At 64.1% G+C, this 19,422-nt stretch carries 22 protein-coding genes; 16 read left to right on the top strand and 6 right to left on the bottom strand.

Annotated elements, in window-relative coordinates; translation table 11 throughout:
* Positions 1 to 38: 38 nt before the first annotated feature.
* From ACSSV8_RS02230 to tpiA, 3 genes are read left to right on the top strand one after another with little or no spacing between them, the layout of a single operon-like run.
* The gene (locus ACSSV8_RS02230) at positions 39 to 398 is read left to right on the top strand and encodes an SUF system Fe-S cluster assembly protein (protein ID WP_454281373.1); all 360 of its coding nucleotides are present in this window, start codon (positions 39 to 41) and stop codon (positions 396 to 398) included.
* A 28-nt stretch (positions 399 to 426) separates the two neighbouring features.
* The gene (locus tag ACSSV8_RS02225; protein WP_454281372.1) at positions 427 to 777 is read left to right on the top strand and encodes a HesB/IscA family protein; all 351 of its coding nucleotides are present in this window, start codon (positions 427 to 429) and stop codon (positions 775 to 777) included.
* A gap of 36 nt (positions 778 to 813) precedes the next feature.
* Positions 814 to 1,560, top strand: a complete 747-nt coding sequence (gene tpiA, locus ACSSV8_RS02220) for a triose-phosphate isomerase (protein ID WP_354537013.1) — start codon at positions 814 to 816, stop codon at positions 1,558 to 1,560.
* A 72-nt stretch (positions 1,561 to 1,632) separates the two neighbouring features.
* Here tpiA and ACSSV8_RS02215 read toward each other — a convergent pair whose 3' ends face one another.
* On the bottom strand, positions 1,633 to 2,094 hold the full coding sequence (locus ACSSV8_RS02215; protein ID WP_354537012.1) for an Lrp/AsnC family transcriptional regulator: 462 nt from the start codon (positions 2,092 to 2,094) through the stop codon (positions 1,633 to 1,635).
* Positions 2,095 to 2,241: 147 nt separating this feature from the next.
* Here ACSSV8_RS02215 and cobA point away from each other — a divergent pair, with 147 nt between their 5' ends.
* From cobA to ACSSV8_RS02185, 6 genes are all read left to right on the top strand, one after another.
* Complete coding sequence (gene cobA / locus ACSSV8_RS02210; RefSeq protein WP_454281371.1) at positions 2,242 to 3,012, top strand: uroporphyrinogen-III C-methyltransferase; 771 nt, start codon at positions 2,242 to 2,244, stop codon at positions 3,010 to 3,012.
* Between the two features lies 1 nt (position 3,013).
* Positions 3,014 to 3,325, top strand: coding sequence for a DUF2849 domain-containing protein (locus tag ACSSV8_RS02205; RefSeq protein WP_354537010.1), 312 nt, complete (start codon positions 3,014 to 3,016; stop codon positions 3,323 to 3,325).
* Positions 3,326 to 3,352: 27 nt separating this feature from the next.
* Positions 3,353 to 5,023: a nitrite/sulfite reductase gene (locus ACSSV8_RS02200; RefSeq protein ID WP_454281370.1), complete on the top strand. Its 1,671-nt coding sequence runs from the start codon at positions 3,353 to 3,355 to the stop codon at positions 5,021 to 5,023.
* The gene (locus ACSSV8_RS02195) at positions 5,010 to 5,744 is read left to right on the top strand and encodes a phosphoadenylyl-sulfate reductase (RefSeq protein ID WP_454281369.1); all 735 of its coding nucleotides are present in this window, start codon (positions 5,010 to 5,012) and stop codon (positions 5,742 to 5,744) included. Before ACSSV8_RS02200 ends, ACSSV8_RS02195 begins: the two co-directional genes overlap by 14 nt.
* Positions 5,741 to 6,145: a DUF934 domain-containing protein gene (locus ACSSV8_RS02190; RefSeq protein WP_354537007.1), complete on the top strand. Its 405-nt coding sequence runs from the start codon at positions 5,741 to 5,743 to the stop codon at positions 6,143 to 6,145. Before ACSSV8_RS02195 ends, ACSSV8_RS02190 begins: the two co-directional genes overlap by 4 nt.
* 71 nt (positions 6,146 to 6,216) lie before the next feature.
* A complete protein-coding gene (locus tag ACSSV8_RS02185) occupies positions 6,217 to 7,068 on the top strand; it encodes a ferredoxin--NADP reductase (protein ID WP_354537006.1) in 852 nt (283 codons plus the stop codon).
* Positions 7,069 to 7,308: 240 nt separating this feature from the next.
* Here ACSSV8_RS02185 and ACSSV8_RS02180 read toward each other — a convergent pair whose 3' ends face one another.
* Positions 7,309 to 8,064 (bottom strand): translation initiation factor 3, encoded by a 756-nt coding sequence (locus ACSSV8_RS02180; protein ID WP_454281368.1) that lies wholly within the window; start codon positions 8,062 to 8,064, stop codon positions 7,309 to 7,311.
* Between the two features lie 130 nt (positions 8,065 to 8,194).
* On the opposite strand from ACSSV8_RS02180, the gene infC reads away from it, so the two are divergent.
* The 4 genes from infC (at position 8,195) to ACSSV8_RS02160 (ending at position 10,260) form a co-directional block, all read left to right on the top strand.
* Entirely contained in the window at positions 8,195 to 8,824 is a 630-nt protein-coding gene (gene infC, locus ACSSV8_RS02175; protein ID WP_454281367.1) for a translation initiation factor IF-3, read from the top strand.
* Between the two features lie 13 nt (positions 8,825 to 8,837).
* The gene (locus ACSSV8_RS02170) at positions 8,838 to 9,176 is read left to right on the top strand and encodes a hypothetical protein (protein WP_454281366.1); all 339 of its coding nucleotides are present in this window, start codon (positions 8,838 to 8,840) and stop codon (positions 9,174 to 9,176) included.
* A 160-nt stretch (positions 9,177 to 9,336) separates the two neighbouring features.
* Positions 9,337 to 9,960 carry a J domain-containing protein gene (locus tag ACSSV8_RS02165; protein WP_354537003.1) on the top strand — a complete coding sequence of 208 codons (624 nt, stop codon included), beginning with the start codon at positions 9,337 to 9,339 and terminating at the stop codon, positions 9,958 to 9,960.
* 96 nt (positions 9,961 to 10,056) lie between these two features.
* On the top strand, positions 10,057 to 10,260 hold the full coding sequence (locus ACSSV8_RS02160; protein ID WP_354537002.1) for a YgaP family membrane protein: 204 nt from the start codon (positions 10,057 to 10,059) through the stop codon (positions 10,258 to 10,260).
* 100 nt (positions 10,261 to 10,360) lie between these two features.
* On the opposite strand, the gene uvrA is transcribed toward ACSSV8_RS02160, so the two are convergent.
* From uvrA to ACSSV8_RS02145, 3 genes are all read right to left on the bottom strand, one after another.
* A complete protein-coding gene (gene uvrA / locus ACSSV8_RS02155; RefSeq protein WP_454281365.1) occupies positions 10,361 to 13,219 on the bottom strand; it encodes an excinuclease ABC subunit UvrA in 2,859 nt (952 codons plus the stop codon).
* A gap of 244 nt (positions 13,220 to 13,463) precedes the next feature.
* Positions 13,464 to 14,021, bottom strand: coding sequence for a methyltransferase (locus ACSSV8_RS02150; protein ID WP_454281364.1), 558 nt, complete (start codon positions 14,019 to 14,021; stop codon positions 13,464 to 13,466).
* A 44-nt stretch (positions 14,022 to 14,065) separates the two neighbouring features.
* Positions 14,066 to 14,527 (bottom strand): Fe-S cluster assembly transcriptional regulator IscR, encoded by a 462-nt coding sequence (locus ACSSV8_RS02145; protein ID WP_354536999.1) that lies wholly within the window; start codon positions 14,525 to 14,527, stop codon positions 14,066 to 14,068.
* Between the two features lie 157 nt (positions 14,528 to 14,684).
* On the opposite strand from ACSSV8_RS02145, the gene ACSSV8_RS02140 reads away from it, so the two are divergent.
* Positions 14,685 to 15,338, top strand: coding sequence for an alpha/beta hydrolase (locus ACSSV8_RS02140; RefSeq protein WP_354536998.1), 654 nt, complete (start codon positions 14,685 to 14,687; stop codon positions 15,336 to 15,338).
* 10 nt (positions 15,339 to 15,348) lie between these two features.
* Positions 15,349 to 15,612, top strand: a complete 264-nt coding sequence (locus tag ACSSV8_RS02135) for a hypothetical protein (RefSeq protein WP_354536997.1) — start codon at positions 15,349 to 15,351, stop codon at positions 15,610 to 15,612.
* A gap of 66 nt (positions 15,613 to 15,678) precedes the next feature.
* Here the strand turns inward: ACSSV8_RS02135 and ACSSV8_RS02130 are convergent, their stop codons facing one another.
* A complete protein-coding gene (locus ACSSV8_RS02130) occupies positions 15,679 to 16,620 on the bottom strand; it encodes a hypothetical protein (protein WP_454281363.1) in 942 nt (313 codons plus the stop codon).
* Positions 16,621 to 16,996: 376 nt separating this feature from the next.
* Here ACSSV8_RS02130 and ACSSV8_RS02125 point away from each other — a divergent pair, with 376 nt between their 5' ends.
* Positions 16,997 to 19,405 (top strand): GcvT family protein, encoded by a 2,409-nt coding sequence (locus ACSSV8_RS02125; protein ID WP_454281362.1) that lies wholly within the window; start codon positions 16,997 to 16,999, stop codon positions 19,403 to 19,405.
* Positions 19,406 to 19,422: the final 17 nt, after the last annotated feature.

Raw genomic sequence — 19,422 nt, 5'->3', positions numbered from 1 at the left:
CTTATATCTTTGGTCGGAATAAGCGCAGGACAATCAGCATGACCGCAGCCGAACCTCTCGAAGGGGCCCCGCTCATCGCCCCCTCCACCACGGATCACCCGCTCTACGAGCAGGTCGTCGAGGCCTGCCGTGGCGTCTATGACCCTGAAATCCCCGTCAATATCTACGATCTCGGGCTGATCTACACCATCGACATAACCCCCGAGAACGCGGTCAGCATCACCATGACGCTGACCGCGCCTGGCTGCCCCGTCGCCGGCGAGATGCCCGGCTGGGTCGCCGACGCGATAGAGCCTCTGGCGGGCGTCAAACAGGTCGATGTGCACCTGACATGGGAGCCGCAATGGGGCATGGACATGATGAGCGACGAGGCCCGGCTAGAGCTGGGTTTCATGTAGAAAACCAATAACCTGAAGGGCAAAGCTCATGTTCGGAATTCCCGGAAGACAAGCCGTAACCCTGACCCCGGCGGCGGTCTCGCAGATCACGCGGCTGATGGCACGCGACGGGGCCAAGGGCCTGCGTCTCGGCATCAAGAAGGGCGGATGCGCCGGCATGGAATACACCATGGAATATGTTTCGGAGGTCGATCCCCATGACGAGGTGGTCGAGCAGGACGGCGCGCGTGTGCTCATCGCCCCGATGGCCCAGATGTTCCTCTTCGGCACCCAGATCGATTACAAGAACGCCCTGCTCGAATCGGGCTTCGTTTTCAACAATCCGAACGTGACCGAGGCGTGCGGGTGCGGTGAGTCGATCAAGTTCGCCGAACAGTGAGAAGCGCCCCGCAAGGCACGCAAAGGTAATCCGAATATGCGAAAGATGGCTGCCGGAAACTGGAAGATGAACGGCACCGGGGACAGCCTGGCCGAGATCGCCGCACTCGCCGCCGCGCATCCCGCCCCCTCTGTCGATATCCTGATTTGCCCGCCCGCGACACTTCTGGCCCGGGCGGCGTCGATTGCCGCGCAGAGCGCCCTCATGCTCGGCGCGCAGGATTGTCACCCGTCCCCCTCGGGCGCGCATACCGGTGACATCTCCGCCCCGATGCTGGCCGATGCGGGTGCGCGCGCGGTCATTCTCGGTCATTCCGAGCGCCGCGCCGATCACGGGGAAACCAGCGCGCTTGTCGCGCAGAAGGCGCGCGCCGCCCATGCTGCGGGCCTCATCGCGGTGATCTGCCTTGGGGAGACCCTGGCCGAGCGCGAAGCCGCGCAGACCCTCGCCGTCGTGACCGAGCAATTGCGCGCCTCGCTGCCCGAGACCGCCAACGCCGCCAATGCCGTGATCGCCTACGAGCCGGTCTGGGCCATCGGCACCGGGCTCACGCCCAGCAGCGCGCAGATCGCCGAGGTGCATGGCGTGCTGCGCGCGGTCCTGACCGACCGTCTCGGCGCAGAGGAGGCGGGCACCCTGCGCCTGCTCTATGGCGGCTCGGTGAAGCCGGCCAACGCCGCCGAGATCTTCGCCATTGCAGAGGTCGATGGCGCGCTTGTCGGCGGCGCAAGCCTCACGGCAGAAGCGTTTTCCCCGATCATCGCCGCCCTCGGGGCCACCTGAGGCTTCACTGTTCCGGAAATACTCCGGGGGAGTCGGCCCGCAGGGCCGGCGGGGGCAGCGCCCCCTGCCCGCTCAGACCGGCAGCATCGTGGTCGATTTGATCTCTTCCATCGACAATAGCGCGGTGACGTTGTGGATCTTCACCTCCGCGATCAGCGCCTGATAGAACACGTCATAGGCGCGCGCATTGGCCACGCGCACCTTGAGGATATAGTCGATATCGCCCGCCAGCCGATGCGCTTCCATCACCTCGGGGCGCTTGTTCAGGGTCTCCAGAAACCGCGCCTGCCAGGCGGCCTCATGTTCCGAGGTGCGGATCAGCACGAAGAAACAGGCCTCCAGCCCAAGGGCCTCGGCATCGAGCAGGCAGGTCTGCTGCCGGATCACGCCCGCCTCACGCAGCTTGCGGATGCGATTCCAGACCGGCGTCTTGGAAGAGCCGACATTGCGCGCGATATCGTCAAGCGATTGTCCGGCATCCTCTTGCAGTTGCGCAAGGATTTTCCGGTCGAGATCGTCGATGCGGACGGGCATTCCAAATTTCCTCCAATCGAGGGAAGCCTTGCCACCTTGCGGTCGAATACGGAACAAACATCCTTATTAAGCGCCGCATATGGCCTTTAGCCGGGAATATTTCCTATATTGAAGAGGAAGTCAAACAACCCCGGACACGCTGCCGCCATGCCCGTCACCACACCCCCGACCGCCCCTGTCGCCTTTGTCGGCGCAGGCCCCGGCGACGCCGATCTGCTGACCGTGAAGGCGCTGCGTCTCATCGCGGCGGCGGATGTGGTGATCCATGACCGGTTGGTCAATGCGGATATACTCGCACTTGCCCGGCCGGGTGCGCACCTCATCGCGGCGGGCAAGGAGGGGTTCGGCCCCTCCACCCCGCAGGAGGCGATCAATGCGATGATCGTGGGGCACGCACTCACCGGGGCGACCGTGGTGCGGCTCAAGGGCGGCGATCCGGTCGTGTTCGGCCGGCTCGACGAGGAAATCGAGGCGGTCGAGGCCGCAGGCCTGCCCTATGAGATCGTGCCGGGCATCACGGCGGCCTCTGCTGCCGCCGCCGCCATCGGCCAGAGCCTGACCAGACGCGGGCGCAACGCCGCCGTGCGCTTTCTGACCGGCCACGACATGGCAGGCTTTGCCGATCACGACTGGCGCACGCTGGCACGCCCCGGCGAAGTGGCCGCGATCTACATGGCCAAGAAATCCGCGCGCTTCATCCAGGGCCGCCTCGTCATGCACGGGGCGGACCGCGCCACGCCCGTGACCGTGGTCGAGAACGCCGCCCGCCCCGATCAACGCGTCATTGCCACCACGCTGGGATGCTTGCCTGCCGACCTCAAGGCCGCCGCCCTCACCGGCCCGGCGCTCACCTTTCTCGGTCTCAGCCCCCGCGCGGCCGAGGCCCGGATGTCACAGACACAACAGGAGCTTGCCTGACATGGCCCGCGAATTCACCCCCAAGGTCGTGACCGCCAATGCCCTGATCGAGGGCGACGTGGTCTATCTCACCGCCGATGACCGCTGGACGCGGCACCTCTCGGAGGCCGAATTGCTGATCGACGAGGCCGATGCCGACTATCGGCTTTTGCAGGCGCAGGCGCGCACCGGTGAAATCGTCGGCGCCTATCTGGCCGACATGCGCCCCGGCGAGAGCGGCCCGGAACCCGCCCATTTCCGCGAGGATTTCCGCCGCAAGGGCCCCTCGAACCTCTTTCATGGCAAGCAGTCCGAAGGACTGTCCCACGCCTGACCCACGCGACCCGCGCAGGAGCGACCCATGTATCACTACACCGATTTCGACACCGCCTTTCTCGCCGAGCGCAACCGGCAGTTCCGCGCCCAGGTCGAGCGGCGCATCGACGGAAGCCTCACCGAAGACGAGTTCCGTCCGCTGCGCCTGATGAACGGGCTTTACCTGCAACTCCATGCCTACATGCTGCGCGTGGCGATCCCCTATGGCTCTCTCGATCCCGCCAAGCTGCGGCAACTGGCCTATCTGGCCGAGCGGTGGGACAAGGGCTATGGCCATTTCACCACCCGCACCAATATCCAGTATAACTGGCCGAAACTGAGCGATGTGCCCGACATGCTCGACGCGCTCGCAAAGGTGGGGATGCACGCCATCCAGACCTCCGGCAACACCATCCGCAACGTGACCTCGGATCACTTTGCGGGTGCTGCGGCGGATGAGCTGACCGATCCGCGCCCGGTGGCCGAACTGATCCGGCAATGGTCCACCGACCACCCCGAATTCCAGTTCCTGCCGCGCAAGTTCAAGATCGCCGTGATCGCGTCCGAGGCCGACCGCGCGGTGATGAAAAGCCACGATATCGGCCTGCGCATCATCGAGCGGGACGGCACGCGCGGCTATCAGGTCTGGGTCGGCGGCGGCATGGGCCGCACGCCCATGGTGGCCAAGCTCTTGCGCGATTTCCTGCCCGAGGCGGACCTTCTGCCCTATCTCGAGGCAGTGCTGGCGACCTATAACCGCCTCGGTCGGCGCGACAACAAATACAAGGCGCGCATCAAGATCACCGTGTTCGAGAACGGCCTCGACACCTTCCGCGACGCCGTCGAGGCGCTCTTTCCGCAGCGCCGCGCCGTGTTCTCGGGCGTGGATCAGGACCGGCTTGCCGATATCCGCGCGCGCTTTGTCACCCCCACCCTGCCCGAACGCGACGCGGCCGCCTATTATTCCGCGCGTGACACCGATCCGGTGTTTCGCGCCTGGGCCGATACCAACGTGACGCCGCACAGACACGCCGATCACGGCATCGTCTCCATCAGCCTCAAGGCACACGGGGCAACGCCGGGCGACGCCTCCGCCGATCAGATGCGCCTTGTCGCCGATCTTGCCGAACGTTACGGCCACAACGACATCCGCGTGAGCCACGCACAGAACCTCGTGCTGCCGCATGTGGCACTGGCGGACATTCCCGCCGTTCACGCGGCGCTGCGGGAGGCGGGGCTGGGCACGGCCAATATCGGCCTTGCCTCGGATATCATCGCCTGCCCCGGCATGGATTACTGCGCGCTCGCCACCGCCCGCTCGATCCCCGTGGCCCAAGGCATCGCCACCCGGCTTGAAGAGCTCAAGATCGAGCACGAGGTGGGCCATCTCCAGATCAAGATCTCGGGCTGCATCAACGCCTGCGGCCATCACCATGTCGGGCATATCGGCATTCTCGGTCTCGACCGCGCGGGGGTGGAGAATTACCAGATCACCCTTGGCGGCGATCCGTCCGAGACCACCGCCATCGGCACCCGCACAGGACCGGGTTTCGCCTATGACGAGATCGTGCCGGCGGTGGAGCGTCTGATCTTTGCCTATCTCGACCTGCGCGAGGGGCCCGAGGAGACGTTCCTCGAAACCTATAACCGTATCGGGATGGAGCCGTTCAAATCCGCGCTCTACGACGAGGAGGCCCGCGCCCATGCCGCCGAGTGACCTCAGCGAGCGGGTTGCGGCGCTCAACGACCGGTATCGCCACCATTCAGCGATCTCGGTGCTGGAGCACGCGCTGCGCGACCCGGAGGCCGGTCGCCTCGTGCTGGTCTCCAGCTTCGGGGCCGAGTCGGTCGTGCTCTTGCACATGGTCTCGGTCACGCGCGCGGCGACGCCGGTGATTTTCATCGACACCGAGATGCTCTTTGCCGAAACGCTGGTCTATCAGCAGGAACTGGCCGAGCGGTTGAATTTGCGCGATCTGCGCATCATCCGCGCGGACCCCGCCGACCTGCGCCAGCACGACCCCGACGACACGCTCCATCAGCGCGATACCGATGCCTGTTGCGCGCTGCGCAAGGCCCTGCCCTTGCAGCGCGCGCTTGCCGGGTTCGACGGCTGGATCACCGGGCGCAAACGCTATCAGGCGGGCACCCGCGCCGCGCTCGATTTCTTCGAGATCGAGGAGGGCACCGGGCGCATCAAGGTCAACCCGCTGGCCCATTGGGCGCGGGACGACATCCGCACCTATATGGAGGAAAACCGCCTGCCCCGGCATCCACTGGTGGCGCGCGGCTATCCCTCCATTGGCTGCATGCCCTGCACCACCCCGGTGCGCGCCGATGAAGACCCCCGCGCCGGCCGCTGGCGCGATCAGGACAAGACCGAATGTGGCATCCATTTCGCGAACGGCAAAATGGTGCGTAGAGGAGTTTCCGCATGACCATCATCGTCACCGACGCGGGCTTTGGCCCCGACACCTGGACCACCCCCATCGTGCCCCTGGAAGAGGCGCGCCGCGGCGTCGGCATCACTCTGCCCGCCAGCGCCGATCCGCTGGAACTGGCCGGACGTCTGCCCGAGGTGCAGATGATCAAGGTGCATTTCCCGAGCGTCGCCGACGGGCGCGGCTTTACCATCGCGCGGCAATTGCGGCTCATGGGCTACAAGGGACGGCTGCGCGCCTATGGTCACGTGATCGCCGATCAATACGCCATGGCGCGGCGCGCCGGGTTTGACGAGGTCGAGATTTCCGACGATCTCGCAGCGCGCCAGCCCGAGGCTCAGTGGCTGTCGCGCAGCGACTGGCAAGCGCATGACTATCAGGCGCGGTTGCGCGGCTGATAATCGCCTTCCCCTGACCTAGGTCAAAGATTAAAAGAGGATGTCGGTTTAATGGACCGGCAGTTGACACCATGAACGAGATGACCGCCGTGACACAAGCCACCGCAAAAGCGCCGAAAACCCTCGCCCTGCCCGACGCGCAGACGGTGACGCGGGTGACACACTACACCGACCGGCTCTTTGCCTTCCGGGTGACGCGGCCAACGAGCCTGCGCTTTCGCTCGGGTGAGTTCGTGATGATCGGTCTCATGTCAGAGGACGAGAAGACCGGCCGCGAAAAGCCGCTCCTGCGCGCCTATTCCATAGCCTCGCCCTCCTGGGATGACGAACTGGAATTCTACTCGATCAAGGTGCAGGATGGTCCGTTGACCTCTCGCCTGCAACATATCCAACCCGGTGACGAGATCATCCTGCGCCCGAAACCCGTGGGCACGCTGGTGCATGATGCGCTCCTGCCGGGCAAGCGGATCTGGTTCTTTGCCACCGGCACCGGGATCGCCCCCTTCGCCTCGCTGCTGCGCGACCCGCAGACCTATGAGGATTACGACGAGGTGATCCTGACCCATACCTGCCGAGAGGTGGGCGAGCTGACCTATGGCAAGGAGTTGATCGACAACATCCGCAGCGACGAAATGCTGGAGGAGTTGATCGGCGAGGGCTTTGCCGACAAACTACGCTATTACCCGACCACGACGCGCGAGGAGAGCCCCAAGATGGGCCGCATCACGGACCTCATGCGCAAGGGCGAGGTGTTCGCCGATCTCGGCGTGGCCCCGCTTTCGCCGGAAACCGACCGCGCCATGGTCTGCGGCAACCTCGCCTTCAACCTTGAAATCAAGGACATGCTCGAAGGCTACGGCCTGCGCGAGGGCGCGAATTCGGCCCCTCGGGAATATGTGGTGGAAAAGGCGTTCCTCGACTGAGGCAACATGGCGCCCTCGGACGTGACCCGAGGGCCTCCTGTTGCAAGAGATCCTCCGGTCAGGCCGGAGGATGACGCCGACCACAAACGCCCGTCACCCTCGGACTTGATCCGAGGGTCTCTGGTTGCCCGACGGTCTTTCGTTCAAGGAGATCCTCCGGCCAAGCCGGAGGATGACGTCGCATGAAAAAGCCCGCACAAGGATCGCCTTGCGCGGGCTTTTTCGTGTCAGCGGCCTTGCTCAGTAGCCAAGCGCCGTGCGGGCCGCCTCAAGCGCGGATTTGAGCAGATCGGGATTGTTCTGCGCCGCCCGGATGCCTTCGATAAGCATGGTTTCCTGCATCGAACCAAGTCCCGCGCCCTCGATCAGGCTACGCGCCTGCTCGAGGTCGAACCCGCCCACGGTCAGCGCCTCGGGGACCTCTGCCGCGGCCTGCGCGGCCGCTTGCTCTTCCGCAGAGGGTAGACTGTCGGTCACCGCCTCTTGTGCGGCCTCGGTCGCACTCTCGGTCGCCTGATCGGCCGCATCCGTGGCGGCATCTGCTGCATCGGTCGCCGTGTCGGTCGCGGCATCCACCGCGTCAGACGCCGCATCGGTCGCAGTGTCTGCGGCTTCGGTCACGGTCTCGGACGCCGTGTCCGCCGCACCGGTCGCAGCCTCCTGCGCCGCTTCGACGGCTTCGTTGGCAGTCTCGGCCACAGCGCTCGCGGCCTCGCTCGCCGCCTCCTGTGCCGCCCCGACCGCCTCGGTCGCGGCGTCTGCTGCCCCTTCTGCGGCCTCGGCCACGGCCCCCGCAGCCTCGCTTGCGGCGTCCTGTGCGGCTTCCACCGCCTCGCCCGCTGCGGTCGCGGCCTCTTCCAGTGCCGCCGGTGCCTCGACCTCCGGCGTGGTCTCGGTCACGCTCTCGACCACCTCATTGACCGACTTGCCGGTGACGAGCATGTAGCCGCCCCCCAGCACCACGACCGCAACAACGACCCATATCAGATTTTTCATCACCCATACTCCTGTCCATGCCGGGAAAGCGCCTAAAACGCCCCCGTTCACAATCCGGTGTGACAGATGGCCCCCCCGGAGAAAAGCCGCAAGGGGAAAAAGCCCTGATTTCGGCCCGCTCCCGCCGATTTTGCCGCTTGAAAGCCCGCGCCCCCGCGTTTACCGTGCCCAGCCTGAATACACCGGCAAAATCAACTATCGAAGGACCAAAGCCATAGCCCGCAGACCCCACAATGCGCCCCCCACGCGCGAAACCGGCCCCCGCGTCAATGATCGTATTCGCGGCGATGAAATCCGCCTGATTGGCGCCGATGGCGAGAATGTCGGGGTCGTGACCCCGCAACGCGCGCTGGAAATGGCCGAAGAGGCCGGGCTGGACCTGGTGGAAATCTCTCCCAGTGCCACGCCACCGGTCTGCAAGATCATGGATTTCGGAAAATACAAATACGAAACCCAGAAGCGCGAGGCCGAGGCCCGCAAGAAGCAGAAGATCATCGAGGTCAAGGAGGTCAAGTTCCGCCCCGGCACCGACACCCATGATTATGACGTGAAAATGCGCAATGTTCTGAAGTTTCTTGAAGGCGGCGACAAGGTGAAGATCACCCTGCGCTTTCGCGGCCGCGAGATGGCGCATCAGCATCTCGGGCGCGAATTGCTCGAGCGCATCGCCGACGATGTCAAGGAGGTGGGCCGGGTCGAGAACATGCCCAAGATGGAAGGCCGACAGATGATCATGGTCATCGGCCCCGGCCCGAAATGAACGCGCGGCACCCGTGACCCTGCCCCGCTGCGAATACCGTGTCATCCCCGCGCCCACGCGCGGGCGCAAGGCCCCGGGCGTCAAGACGCCCGAGGGCCGTTTCGCGCTCGGGCTGGAGGATGTGCTCAACGAGATGGCGCGCGAGGGCTGGACCTATCTGCGCAGCGACATCCTGCCCAGTGAGGAACGTCAGGGGCTGACCTCGACCGCCACGGTCTATCGCTCGGTGCTGGTCTTCTCGCGCGACGTCGTCCCCCGCGCGCCCCTGCAATCGCCCGTGCCCGAGGCGCGGGCGGCCCTGCCGCCCGAGGATGCGGCCTCAAGCCTTCGCCCGTTGCTCCGGGCCGACTGACCGACGCCTGTTTTCATCGTGATTCGAACCGCTTGCGCGCGCGTGCCCGGCGCCGCATGGCGGATTTGTCATCAGAATATCACCGATTTTTTCGCCTGCCCCCCTTCTCATCGGCGCGTTTTGGCATACACTCTGCGCCCTGACTCGTTGAGGTTTGCCAATGTCCAAGACTGATCCTTTCGGTTTCGATATGTCGGTGTCGTCGGCCAAGCGCAAGAATCCGCGCGGGCGGCGGGGCATGTCGGGGGCGTCCGAAACCTCGACCCGCGTGTGCGAACATCCGGGCTGCCAGGAGGCGGGGCTTTACCGCGCGCCGAAATCGCCGGACGTGCTCGACGACTATCTCTGGTTCTGTCAGGAGCATGTGCGCGAATACAACCTGAAATGGAACTTCTTCGAAGGCACCACCGAGGCAGAGCTGAACGCGCAGATGTCGCGCGACAAGGTCTGGGAACGCGAGACGCGCCGCTTCACCGACCCCGAGGCGCGCGCCTGGGCGCGGCTTGGCATCGAGGACCCGCATCAGGTTCTGGGGAACAACGCCACCCGCAATCCCGGCCGCAAGCAGGGCGGCGGGCGCAAGCTGCCGCCGACCGAACGCCGCGCGATCGAAATCCTCGAGGCCGCCGACAGCTGGACCAAGGCCGAGCTTCGCCAGGCCTACAAATCGCTCATCAAGGTGCTGCACCCCGATATCAACGGCGGCGACCGCAGCCAGGAAGAGCAGTTGCAACAGGTGGTCTGGGCCTGGGATCAATTGAAGGACAGCCGCAATTTCAAGTGAGCCTTGGTGACAGGATCACCGAACCGCGCAGAGCGATATGCGATCATGGTGCCATGAAGCCGGGCTTGTCGTCCGGTCGCTTTGAAAGGCAGTATCATGCTCCGCAAAAACGTTGGCACCACCGACCGCGCGCTGCGCATTCTCCTCGGCCTCGCGCTGCTGGCCGGCTTCTTTCTCAACCGGGACGGGGCCTATAGCTGGCTCTACCTCATTGGCGTCGTGCCGCTGGTCACGGGGCTGATGTCCTCCTGCCCGCTCTATTCGATCCTCGGGCTGAGCACCTGCCCGATGAAGAAGTGACTGACAAGCAGCGTCACCCTCGGACCTGATCCGAGGGTCTCTCGCCGCACGGGATCCTCCGGTCGAGCCGGAGGATGACGGCGGGGTTCAGACTGGCGTCTTACTCCGCCGCCACCCGCCGCGCGGCCAGTATCTCCTTGAGGTAGTGCCCGGTATGGCTGCGGGGTTCTTCCGCCACCTCTTCGGGCGTGCCCTCGGCCACGATCTCACCGCCGCCGTCACCACCCTCGGGGCCGATGTCGATGATATGATCGGCGGTCTTGATGACATCGAGATTGTGCTCGATCACCACCACCGAATTGCCCTGATCGACCAGTTCGTGCAGCACCTCGAGCAGCTTCTTCACATCCTCGAAATGCAGACCCGTGGTCGGCTCGTCGAGGATATAGAGTGTGCGGCCCGTCGAGCGTTTGGCGAGTTCCTTGCTGAGCTTCACCCGCTGCGCCTCGCCGCCCGAAAGCGTGGTCGCCTGCTGGCCCACCTTGATATAGCCAAGCCCCACGCGCATCAGCGCATCCATCTTCTCGCGGATCGAGGGCACGGCCTGGAAAAATCCCTGCGCCTCTTCCACCGTCATATCAAGAACGTCCGCTATGCTCTTGCCTTTGAAGCGGATTTCCAGTGTCTCCCGGTTATAGCGCGCGCCCTTGCAGGTCTCGCATTCGACATAGACATCGGGCAGGAAATGCATCTCGATCTTGATCAATCCGTCGCCCTGGCACGCCTCGCAGCGCCCGCCCTTGACGTTGAAGCTGAATCGCCCCGGCTTGTAGCCGCGCGCCTTGGCCTCGGGCAGACCGGCGAACCAGTCGCGGATCGGGGTGAAGGCCCCGGTGTAAGTGGCTGGATTCGAACGAGGAGTTCGGCCAATGGGGCGTTGGTCGATATCGATCACCTTGTCGAGATGCTCCAGCCCCTTGATCGTCTCGCAGGGTGCGGGCGTCTGCCGCGCGCCGTTCAATCGCATCGACGCGGTCTTGAACAGCGTCTCGATGGTCAGCGTTGACTTGCCCCCGCCCGACACGCCCGTCACGCAGACGAATTTGCCCAGAGGAAACTCGGCGGTAACTGCTTTAAGATTGTTCCCTGTCGCATTGACAACAATAAGTTTTTTCTTGTTTCCCTTGCGCCGCATCTCGGGCACCGCGATCTCGCGCGTGCCCGACAGGTATTGCCCGGTCAATGACGCCGGATCGGCCGCCACCGCCTCGGGCGTGCCATGGCTCACCACGCGCCCGCCATGCACGCCTGCGCCGGGGCCGATGTCAAAGACATAGTCGGCGGTGCGGATCGCCTCTTCGTCATGCTCCACCACGATCACCGTATTGCCCTGATCGCGCAGATTGCGCAGCGTCTGCAAAAGCCGCCCGTTGTCGCGCTGATGCAGGCCGATCGAGGGTTCATCGAGCACGTAAAGCACGCCGGTGAGGCCGGACCCGATCTGGCTGGCCAGCCGGATACGCTGGCTCTCGCCGCCCGAGAGCGTGCCCGCGTTGCGCGACAGCGTGAGGTAATCGAGGCCCACATTGACCAGAAAGCCCAGCCGCTCGCGGATTTCCTTCAGAATCGCCCGCGCGATCTCGTTTTTCTGGTTGCTGAGGTGCGCGGGCACCGTCGCGCACCAGTCATGCGCCTCGCGGATCGACATCTGCACAACCTGCCCCACATGCAGGCCCGCGATGCGCACCGCCAGCGCTTCGGGGCGCAGGCGGTAGCCCTCGCAGGTGCCACAGGGGCGGTTATTCTGGTAGCGCTCGAATTCCTCGCGGATCCAGGCCGAATCCGTCTCGCGGTAACGCCGTTCCATGTTGGGGATCACCCCTTCGAAGCTGCGCGCAACCTGATAGACGCGGCCCCCCTCGTCATAGCGAAAGGTGATCTCCTCCTCGCCAGAGCCATGCAGGAACACCTGTTTCACATGGGCGGGCAGGTCGCGCCATGCGGTCGCCTTGTCGAATTCGTAATGCTTTGCCAACGAGTTGATCGTCTGGGTGAAGTAGGGCGATTTACCCTTGCGCCAGGGCGCGATGGCCCCGTCCGTCAGTTTGAGCGCCTCGTCGGGGACGACCAGACGCTCGTCAAAGAAAAGCTCCGCCCCCAGCCCGCCGCAATCGGGGCAGGCCCCGAAGGGCGCGTTGAAGGAAAAGAGCCGCGGCTCGATCTCGGGAATGGTGAAGCCGCTGACCGGACAGGCGAAATTCTCGGAAAACGTGATCCGCTCCGGCTCTCCCTCGCGCGGGGCGGTTTCCAGAACGGCGATGCCCTGCGCCAGATCGAGCGCGGTGCGGAAACTGTCGGCAAGCCGCGTCTCCAGCCCCTCTTTCACCACGATCCGATCTACCACCACGTCGATATCGTGGCGGAATTTCTTGTCGAGCACGGGCGGCTCGTCCAACTCGTGGAATTCGCCGTTCACCTTGACCCGCTGAAACCCCTGCTTGCGCAGGTCCAGGAATTCCTTGCGATATTCGCCCTTCCGGTCGCGCACGATGGGGGCCAGAAGATAGGCGCGCGTGCCCTCCTCCATCGCCATCACGCGGTCCACCATATCCTGAACCTGCTGCGCCTCGATGGGCAGGCCGGTGGCAGGGCTGTAGGGCGTGCCGACGCGGGCAAAGAGCAGGCGCATATAGTCGTAGATCTCGGTGACGGTGCCCACGGTCGAGCGGGGGTTCTTCGAGGTCGTCTTCTGCTCGATGGAAATCGCAGGTGACAGCCCGCTGATGTGGTCCACATCCGGCTTTTCCATCATGTCGAGGAACTGCCGCGCATAGGCGCTGAGCGATTCGACATAGCGCCGCTGCCCCTCGGCATAGATCGTGTCAAAGGCCAGCGAGGACTTGCCGGATCCGGAAAGACCGGTGATCACAACGAGTTGGTCGCGCGGAATGTCCACGTCGATGTTCTTGAGATTGTGCTCGCGCGCGCCGCGCACGGAGATCGTCTTGAGTTCGGCCATGAGAGCCCCCTTGCCACCCGTCCTGACATAGAGGAGTGGGGCGAGTCGTCCAAGCCGAAATTGTGAACGAAGCATGAACACGCAGAAACGAGGCACCGCGCCTGCCCGCCCTGCCCCCGTCATCCCCGCACAGGCGGGGTTCTCCGCGCGGCAAGAGATCCTCGGGTCAGGCCCGAGGATGACGGCAAGGGGGCAAGAGATCCTCGGGTCAGGCCCGAGGATGACCGGCCCTGGACCCGCGATGCTATTTCTGCGCGATCGCCCAGGCGCAGATTGGAAATTGCGGATCGTCGGTCAGGTCATCGGTTTCGGGATGATGCGTCGGCGGCCAGATGTCCTCGAGGTTGCGCCGCGCGGCGGCGCGGTTGCCCCATTGGCGGGCGGTGATGTTGGCCTCGGCGAAACCGGCCTCGATGAGCAGGTTCTTCAGCCCCCGCGCCGACCAGCGCGAGCAATCCACCGGGTCGCCGTGATACGGGATGAAGAACGGCACGGCGAGCCAGAACCACCCCCCCTCGCGCAGCATGGCGCGCACGTTCTGCGTGGCGGCATAGGGCCGGTCGAGATGCTCCCAGACCTGATTGGCGAGGATGATGTCATATTGCGCCACCCGGCCCGCCTCGTCGGTGAACGGGCCCTTGCAGATGTCGTGGCGCGGATAGCGGTAGCGGGTATAGCTGCGAAACTCGAAGCGCCGCCCGAACTTGCCCGAGATTTCGGCGGCATCCATGCTTTCGGGGTCCAGCGCCGAGAGCCAGCGCCGCGTGGCCTTCTGCATGACGATGCGGTTGAGACTGGCCACGATGCTGCCTTTCTGCCCGGTTCAGGCCTAACAGAGAACGCGCGCTACTCGTCGTCAACCAGCGAGAAGAGGTGCGGCACCGCCGGACAGGGGGCCAGCGTGTTGCCGGCCACATCGCTCAGCCGGGTCTGGTGCAGGAAAACATAGACATGCGCGCTCAGCCCCTCCCAGAGACGGTTTGACAGCGATTGCGCGCGGCTTCCGCTCGCCCCGCCCGAGGCCCCCGCCCCCTTGTGCATCGCATCCACCGTCTCATCCACCGCCGCCAGCACATCGGAGACGCGGATCTCGGAGGCGGGCCGCGCCAGCCGGTAGCCGCCCCCCGGCCCGCGCACCGAGATCACCAGATCGGCGCGCCGCAGCTTGACGAAAAGCTGCTCGAGATAGGGCAGAGAAATGTCCTGTCGCCGCGACACCTCGCTCAGCGTGACCACGCTGCCCGAAGGCTGAAGCGCGATATCGACCAGCGCCACCATCGCATAGCGCCCCTTTGTGCTGAGTTTCATGGCCTTCTCCCCCGACCGTCACCGATTGACCTTGGCCGATACAGGGCTTATCTGCAATCGGACCGGTCCGGGACCGATCATATCCGAACCACGCCCAGGGATGCGAGAGCGAATGCATCATACCGATCGCCCGCGCGCGCAAGAAGGACAGTAGCACATGCCAGAGGTTATATTTGCCGGCCCCGAGGGCCGTCTGGAAGGCCGTTACCATCCGCAGCGCGACCGCGATGCGCCGATTGCCATCGTGCTGCATCCGCATCCGCAATTCGGCGGCACGATGAACAACAAGGTGGTCTACAACCTGCATTATGCGTTCTACAACATGGGCTTTACCGTGCTGCGGTTCAATTTCCGCGGCGTGGGGCGCAGCCAGGGCGAATACGATCAGGGTCTGGGCGAATTGTCCGATGCCGCCTCGGCGCTCGATTACCTGCAATCCATGAACGCCAATTCCAAGCATTGCTGGGTGGCGGGGTTTTCGTTTGGCGCGTGGATCGGGATGCAGCTTCTGATGCGGCGTCCGGAGGTGACGGGGTTCATCTCGGTGGCGCCACCCGCCAACATGTATGATTTTTCGTTCCTCGCCCCCTGCCCCGCCTCCGGCCTCATCATCAACGGCACCGGCGACCGGGTGGCACCGCCGGCCGACACGGCCTCATTGGTGGGCAAGTTGCAGGAACAGCACGGCATCACCATCACCCATCAGGAAATCGAGGGTGCCGATCACTTCTTCAAGGAGCCGCACATGGAGACGATGATCGACAGCGTGACCGGCTATGTCAAACGCCGCCTGACCGAAACCACACGCTGAGGGCCGCGCCATGGGCATCACCGAGGACATGGCCGACGAACTGGCCCGGGACGTGCTCAAGGCGATCGAGGTGACGGGCGACGAAGACCTCTTTGGCGTCATCGCCAAGGTGCTGGCCGAAAGCTCTCAAACCGCCGAAGAGGCCTTCCTGACGGCCTTCCGCGTGCGCCGCGCCAATGCCAAGGCGCGGGCGCTGCTGGTCGAGAAGCTTCAGAAGTTCAAGGCCGCGAAAGAGGCCGCTGCGGCACCACCGCCCAAATCAGACGAGGCGTGATCCGGCACAGGCGCCGCAAAAAGGGGCGGTCGCCCGCCCCTTTCGTCGCGCTAGGCACATGCCATATCAGACAAAGTCGAACACATCAGTCGTTTCGGGCACATCAGTGAGCCCGAACACATCAGTGTAAAGATATGTCTTATCGATCGCGTTGGTCGGCTGGACATTCGCGCTCGTTCCGCCACCTGGAACGTTTTCGTCTGGCAGGGCGAACCCGATCCCCTCAGGAAGATCATCGGCCTCCGTGCCATTGGTGTTGTTGTCCCCAAAGGCAAAGAACTCGGTCGCCGCCTGATTGCCGCCCTTGATCACCACGCCCAGAAGATCGCTGTCCGCCGTGATGAACTCATCATTTGCAACAAGATATGCAAGGATATCGTCGATCGAGTTGTCGAGGTCATCATCACCCTCGTTCGGCCAGTTGTCGATCTTGACGGTGTAGAAGCCATCGCCATCGGGGGTGGGTTTCGTATCCCCGTCCTTCTGATCAAACACCAGAACGACGTTGGAGATATCCTGCGGCCATTCCGGGAAATCGTCCTTCGGCTCTTCGGGATCAACCGGTTCTTCCGGCACAGCGATGGTCTTGATCGATCCCTCCGGCGTGCTCGTGCTGGTTGCACGAATGCCGAGAAAATCGATCTGGTCAAGGCTGCTCAGACCGTCAAGGGTCAACGTCACGCTCTCGCCTTCCTGCAAGAAGGTTTGCTTGTCCTCACCCTCCTTGCCCAGACCGGCCGAGGACAGCTTTTCAGCGCCGTCCCACTCGACGGCCTCGCCCTCGAAGGTCGAGCCTTCGGCACCGTTCATGTTGAGGCTCTTGTCGCGCCCGCCAAATCCGTCGAAATCGGAATTGCCGGCAACGTCATCCCCCCAATAGATCGCGTTGAAGTCGGCGTAACCTTCTTCGACGTTGATTGTCGCCTTGAAGACCCCGCCTTCCTCGAAAACAGTCACGCTGAACTTCAACCCGTCAAGCTCGTAGTTGAAAACTTTACTGTCTGTCATGGTTTCCCCCAATGATGGAATGGTCGGGAAACTGCCCCGAACCTGCCATGATTTTACCATAATCGCGGTTGGTTGCTCTGATTTAAATCAATGAATATAGTGGCAACACTCTGTTTCTAAAGAGTTTTTCAACCGAAGGGTGCGCTCCAGTTGATGGAAACTCAGCTTCAGGGTACCAAAAGATTGTTTTTATATTGCATTTTTGTATTACCCACACGCAGTAGATGGCTCGCTGATTCGAAGACTTCCATCATGATCCGACACGCGACACAGCAACCGCGCCGCCCCCAAGAAAAACGACCGAACCTGTCGCAAACCGACATGCGCGCGGCGTCCGGGTGGCCAGTGTGGCCGAAACGATCCTCGGGAGGCGTCCATGAAAACCACCACGCGCGTTTGCGTCATCGGCGGCGGTGTCGTCGGGTGTTCGGTGCTCTATCACCTGACCAAGCTGGGCTGGTCGGACGTGATGCTGCTGGAACGCTCGGAGCTTACCTCCGGGTCCACCTGGCATGCGGCGGGGGGGTTTCACACGCTCAACGGCGATACCAACATGGCAGCCCTTCAGGGCTATACCATCCGGCTCTACAAGGAACTCGAAGAGATCACCGGCATGTCCTGCGGGCTGCATCATGTGGGCGGCGTGACGCTGGCCGACAACCGCGACCGCTTTGACATGATGCTGGCCGAGCGCGCCAAGCATCGCTACATGGGCCTCGATACCCATATCGTCACCCCCGAAGAGATCGCGCAGATTGCGCCGGTGACCAATATAGACGGCATCATCGGCGGGCTTTACGACCCGCTCGACGGCCATCTCGACCCGTCGGGCACCACCCACGCCTATGCCAGGGCCGCCCGCATGGGGGGCGCGCAGATCGAGACCCATTGCATGGTCCGTGAAACCAGACAGCGCCCCGACGGCACATGGGATGTGGTGACGGACAAGGGCACCATACACACCGAGCACGTGGTCAACGCGGGTGGCCTCTGGGCGCGCGAGGTGGGGGCGATGGCGGGCGTCTATCTGCCGCTGCACCCGATGGAGCATCAATATATCGTCACCGACGAGATCCCCGAAATCTACGAGCGCGACAGCGAACACCCGCATGTGATGGACCCCGCCGGCGAAAGCTATCTGCGCCAGGAGGGGCGCGGCCTCTGCATCGGCTTTTACGAGCAGCCCTGCAAACCCTGGGCGGTGGACGGCACGCCATGGGACTTCGGTCATGAGCTTTTGCCCGACAACCTCGACAAGATCGAGGCCAGCATCGAGTTTGCCTATCGCCGTTTCCCGGTGCTGGAAAAGGCGGGCGTCAAATCGGTCATTCACGGTCCCTTCACCTTCGCCCCCGATGGCAACCCGCTCGTGGGTCCCATCCCCGGCCTGCGCGGCTATTGGTCGGCCTGCGGGGTGATGGCGGGCTTTTCCCAGGGCGGCGGCGTGGGGCTGATGCTGGCGCAGTGGATGATTCATGGAGAGTGCGAGCGTGACGTGACCGCGATGGATGTCGCCCGCTTCGGCGACTGGATCGGACCGGGCTATACCCGCCCGAAAGTCATTGAAAACTATCAGAAACGTTTCTCCGTCAGCTACCCCAACGAGGAACTGCCCGCCGCGCGCCCCCTGCGGCAAACGCCGATGTATGACATCTTTGACAGCATGGGCGCGGTCTGGGGGGCGCAATATGGGCTGGAGGTGGTGAATTACTTCGCAGAAGGGGACGAGCCGCGGTATGAGACGCCCTCTTTCCGCCGCTCCAACGCCTGGGAGGCGACCGCGCGCGAGGTGCGCGCCGTGCGCGCGGGCGTGGGCATCAACGAGGTGCATAATTTCGGCAAATACCTTGTCACCGGGCCGGGGGCGCGCGACTGGCTCGACCGGATCATGGCGGGGCGCATCCCCAAGCCGGGGCGGCTCTCGCTCACGCCCATGCTCTCGCCCAAGGGGCGGCTATGGGGGGATTTCACCGTGTCCTGCCTCGATGACAAGACCTTTCAGTTGACCGCCTCCTACGGCGCGCAGGCGGTCCACATGCGCTGGTTTCAGCAGAACGGGGCGACGGGCGTGCGGGTGGAGAACATCTCGGACCGCCTCACCGGGTTTCAGATCGCGGGACCAAAGGCGCGCGAGGTGCTGATGGCCTGCACGCGCAATCCGCTGGGCGAGATGCGCTTCATGGATGTGCGCCGCGCGACCCTGGGCATGGTCGATTGCCGCGTGCAGCGCGTGAGCTACACCGGCGATCTGGGCTATGAGATCTATTGCGACCCGATGGCGCAACGCGCGCTCTGGCAGGTGCTGTGGTCCGAGGGTCAGAACCACGGGATGCGCCCCTTCGGGATGCGCGCGATGATGTCGCTGCGGCTGGACCGGTTCTTCGGCTCCTGGCTGAGCGAATTCTCGCCCGACTACACCCCCGGCGAGACGGGCATGGACCGCTTCATCGCGTGGACCAAGAATACCGATTTCATCGGGCGTGCCCCGGCCGAGGCCGAGCGCGCCATTGGGGCCGCGCGGCGGCTCGTGGCCTTCGAGGTTGACGCCACGGACGCCGATGTGAACGGTTATGAGCCGGTCTGGATCGAGGGCACCGTGCGCGGGTTCTGCACGTCGGGTGGCTATTCGCACCATGCGGCCAGGTCGATCGCTCTGGCGCTCATTCCGGCGGAGATGGCGCAAGCGGGGCTCGAGGCCGAGATCGAGATCCTTGGCCAGCGCCGCGGGGCCCGGCTCATCACCGAGCCGCTTTTTGACGCGGACGGCGCGCGCATGCGCGGCTGAGCCATCCGGCCTGACCG

This window comes from Roseovarius sp. MBR-79 (assembly GCF_053628555.1).
This window is presented reverse-complemented; position numbering and strand designations above follow the sequence as displayed.

Coding starts and splice junctions, on each gene's coding strand:
- ACSSV8_RS02145 (WP_354536999.1), bottom strand. CDS start 14,527: ATGAAACTCAGCACAAAGGGGCGCTATGCGATGGTGGCGCTGGTCGAT.
- ACSSV8_RS02215 (WP_354537012.1), bottom strand. CDS start 2,094: ATGCCCGTCCGCATCGACGATCTCGACCGGAAAATCCTTGCGCAACTG.
- cobA (WP_454281371.1), top strand. CDS start 2,242: ATGCCCGTCACCACACCCCCGACCGCCCCTGTCGCCTTTGTCGGCGCA.
- ACSSV8_RS02205 (WP_354537010.1), top strand. CDS start 3,014: ATGGCCCGCGAATTCACCCCCAAGGTCGTGACCGCCAATGCCCTGATC.
- ACSSV8_RS02230 (WP_454281373.1), top strand. CDS start 39: ATGACCGCAGCCGAACCTCTCGAAGGGGCCCCGCTCATCGCCCCCTCC.
- ACSSV8_RS02190 (WP_354537007.1), top strand. CDS start 5,741: ATGACCATCATCGTCACCGACGCGGGCTTTGGCCCCGACACCTGGACC.
- ACSSV8_RS02160 (WP_354537002.1), top strand. CDS start 10,057: ATGCTCCGCAAAAACGTTGGCACCACCGACCGCGCGCTGCGCATTCTC.
- ACSSV8_RS02135 (WP_354536997.1), top strand. CDS start 15,349: ATGGGCATCACCGAGGACATGGCCGACGAACTGGCCCGGGACGTGCTC.
- ACSSV8_RS02130 (WP_454281363.1), bottom strand. CDS start 16,620: ATGACAGACAGTAAAGTTTTCAACTACGAGCTTGACGGGTTGAAGTTC.
- ACSSV8_RS02140 (WP_354536998.1), top strand. CDS start 14,685: ATGCCAGAGGTTATATTTGCCGGCCCCGAGGGCCGTCTGGAAGGCCGT.
- ACSSV8_RS02125 (WP_454281362.1), top strand. CDS start 16,997: ATGAAAACCACCACGCGCGTTTGCGTCATCGGCGGCGGTGTCGTCGGG.
- tpiA (WP_354537013.1), top strand. CDS start 814: ATGCGAAAGATGGCTGCCGGAAACTGGAAGATGAACGGCACCGGGGAC.
- ACSSV8_RS02185 (WP_354537006.1), top strand. CDS start 6,217: ATGAACGAGATGACCGCCGTGACACAAGCCACCGCAAAAGCGCCGAAA.
- ACSSV8_RS02195 (WP_454281369.1), top strand. CDS start 5,010: ATGCCGCCGAGTGACCTCAGCGAGCGGGTTGCGGCGCTCAACGACCGG.
- ACSSV8_RS02225 (WP_454281372.1), top strand. CDS start 427: ATGTTCGGAATTCCCGGAAGACAAGCCGTAACCCTGACCCCGGCGGCG.
- uvrA (WP_454281365.1), bottom strand. CDS start 13,219: ATGGCCGAACTCAAGACGATCTCCGTGCGCGGCGCGCGCGAGCACAAT.
- ACSSV8_RS02165 (WP_354537003.1), top strand. CDS start 9,337: ATGTCCAAGACTGATCCTTTCGGTTTCGATATGTCGGTGTCGTCGGCC.
- ACSSV8_RS02180 (WP_454281368.1), bottom strand. CDS start 8,064: ATGAAAAATCTGATATGGGTCGTTGTTGCGGTCGTGGTGCTGGGGGGC.
- ACSSV8_RS02200 (WP_454281370.1), top strand. CDS start 3,353: ATGTATCACTACACCGATTTCGACACCGCCTTTCTCGCCGAGCGCAAC.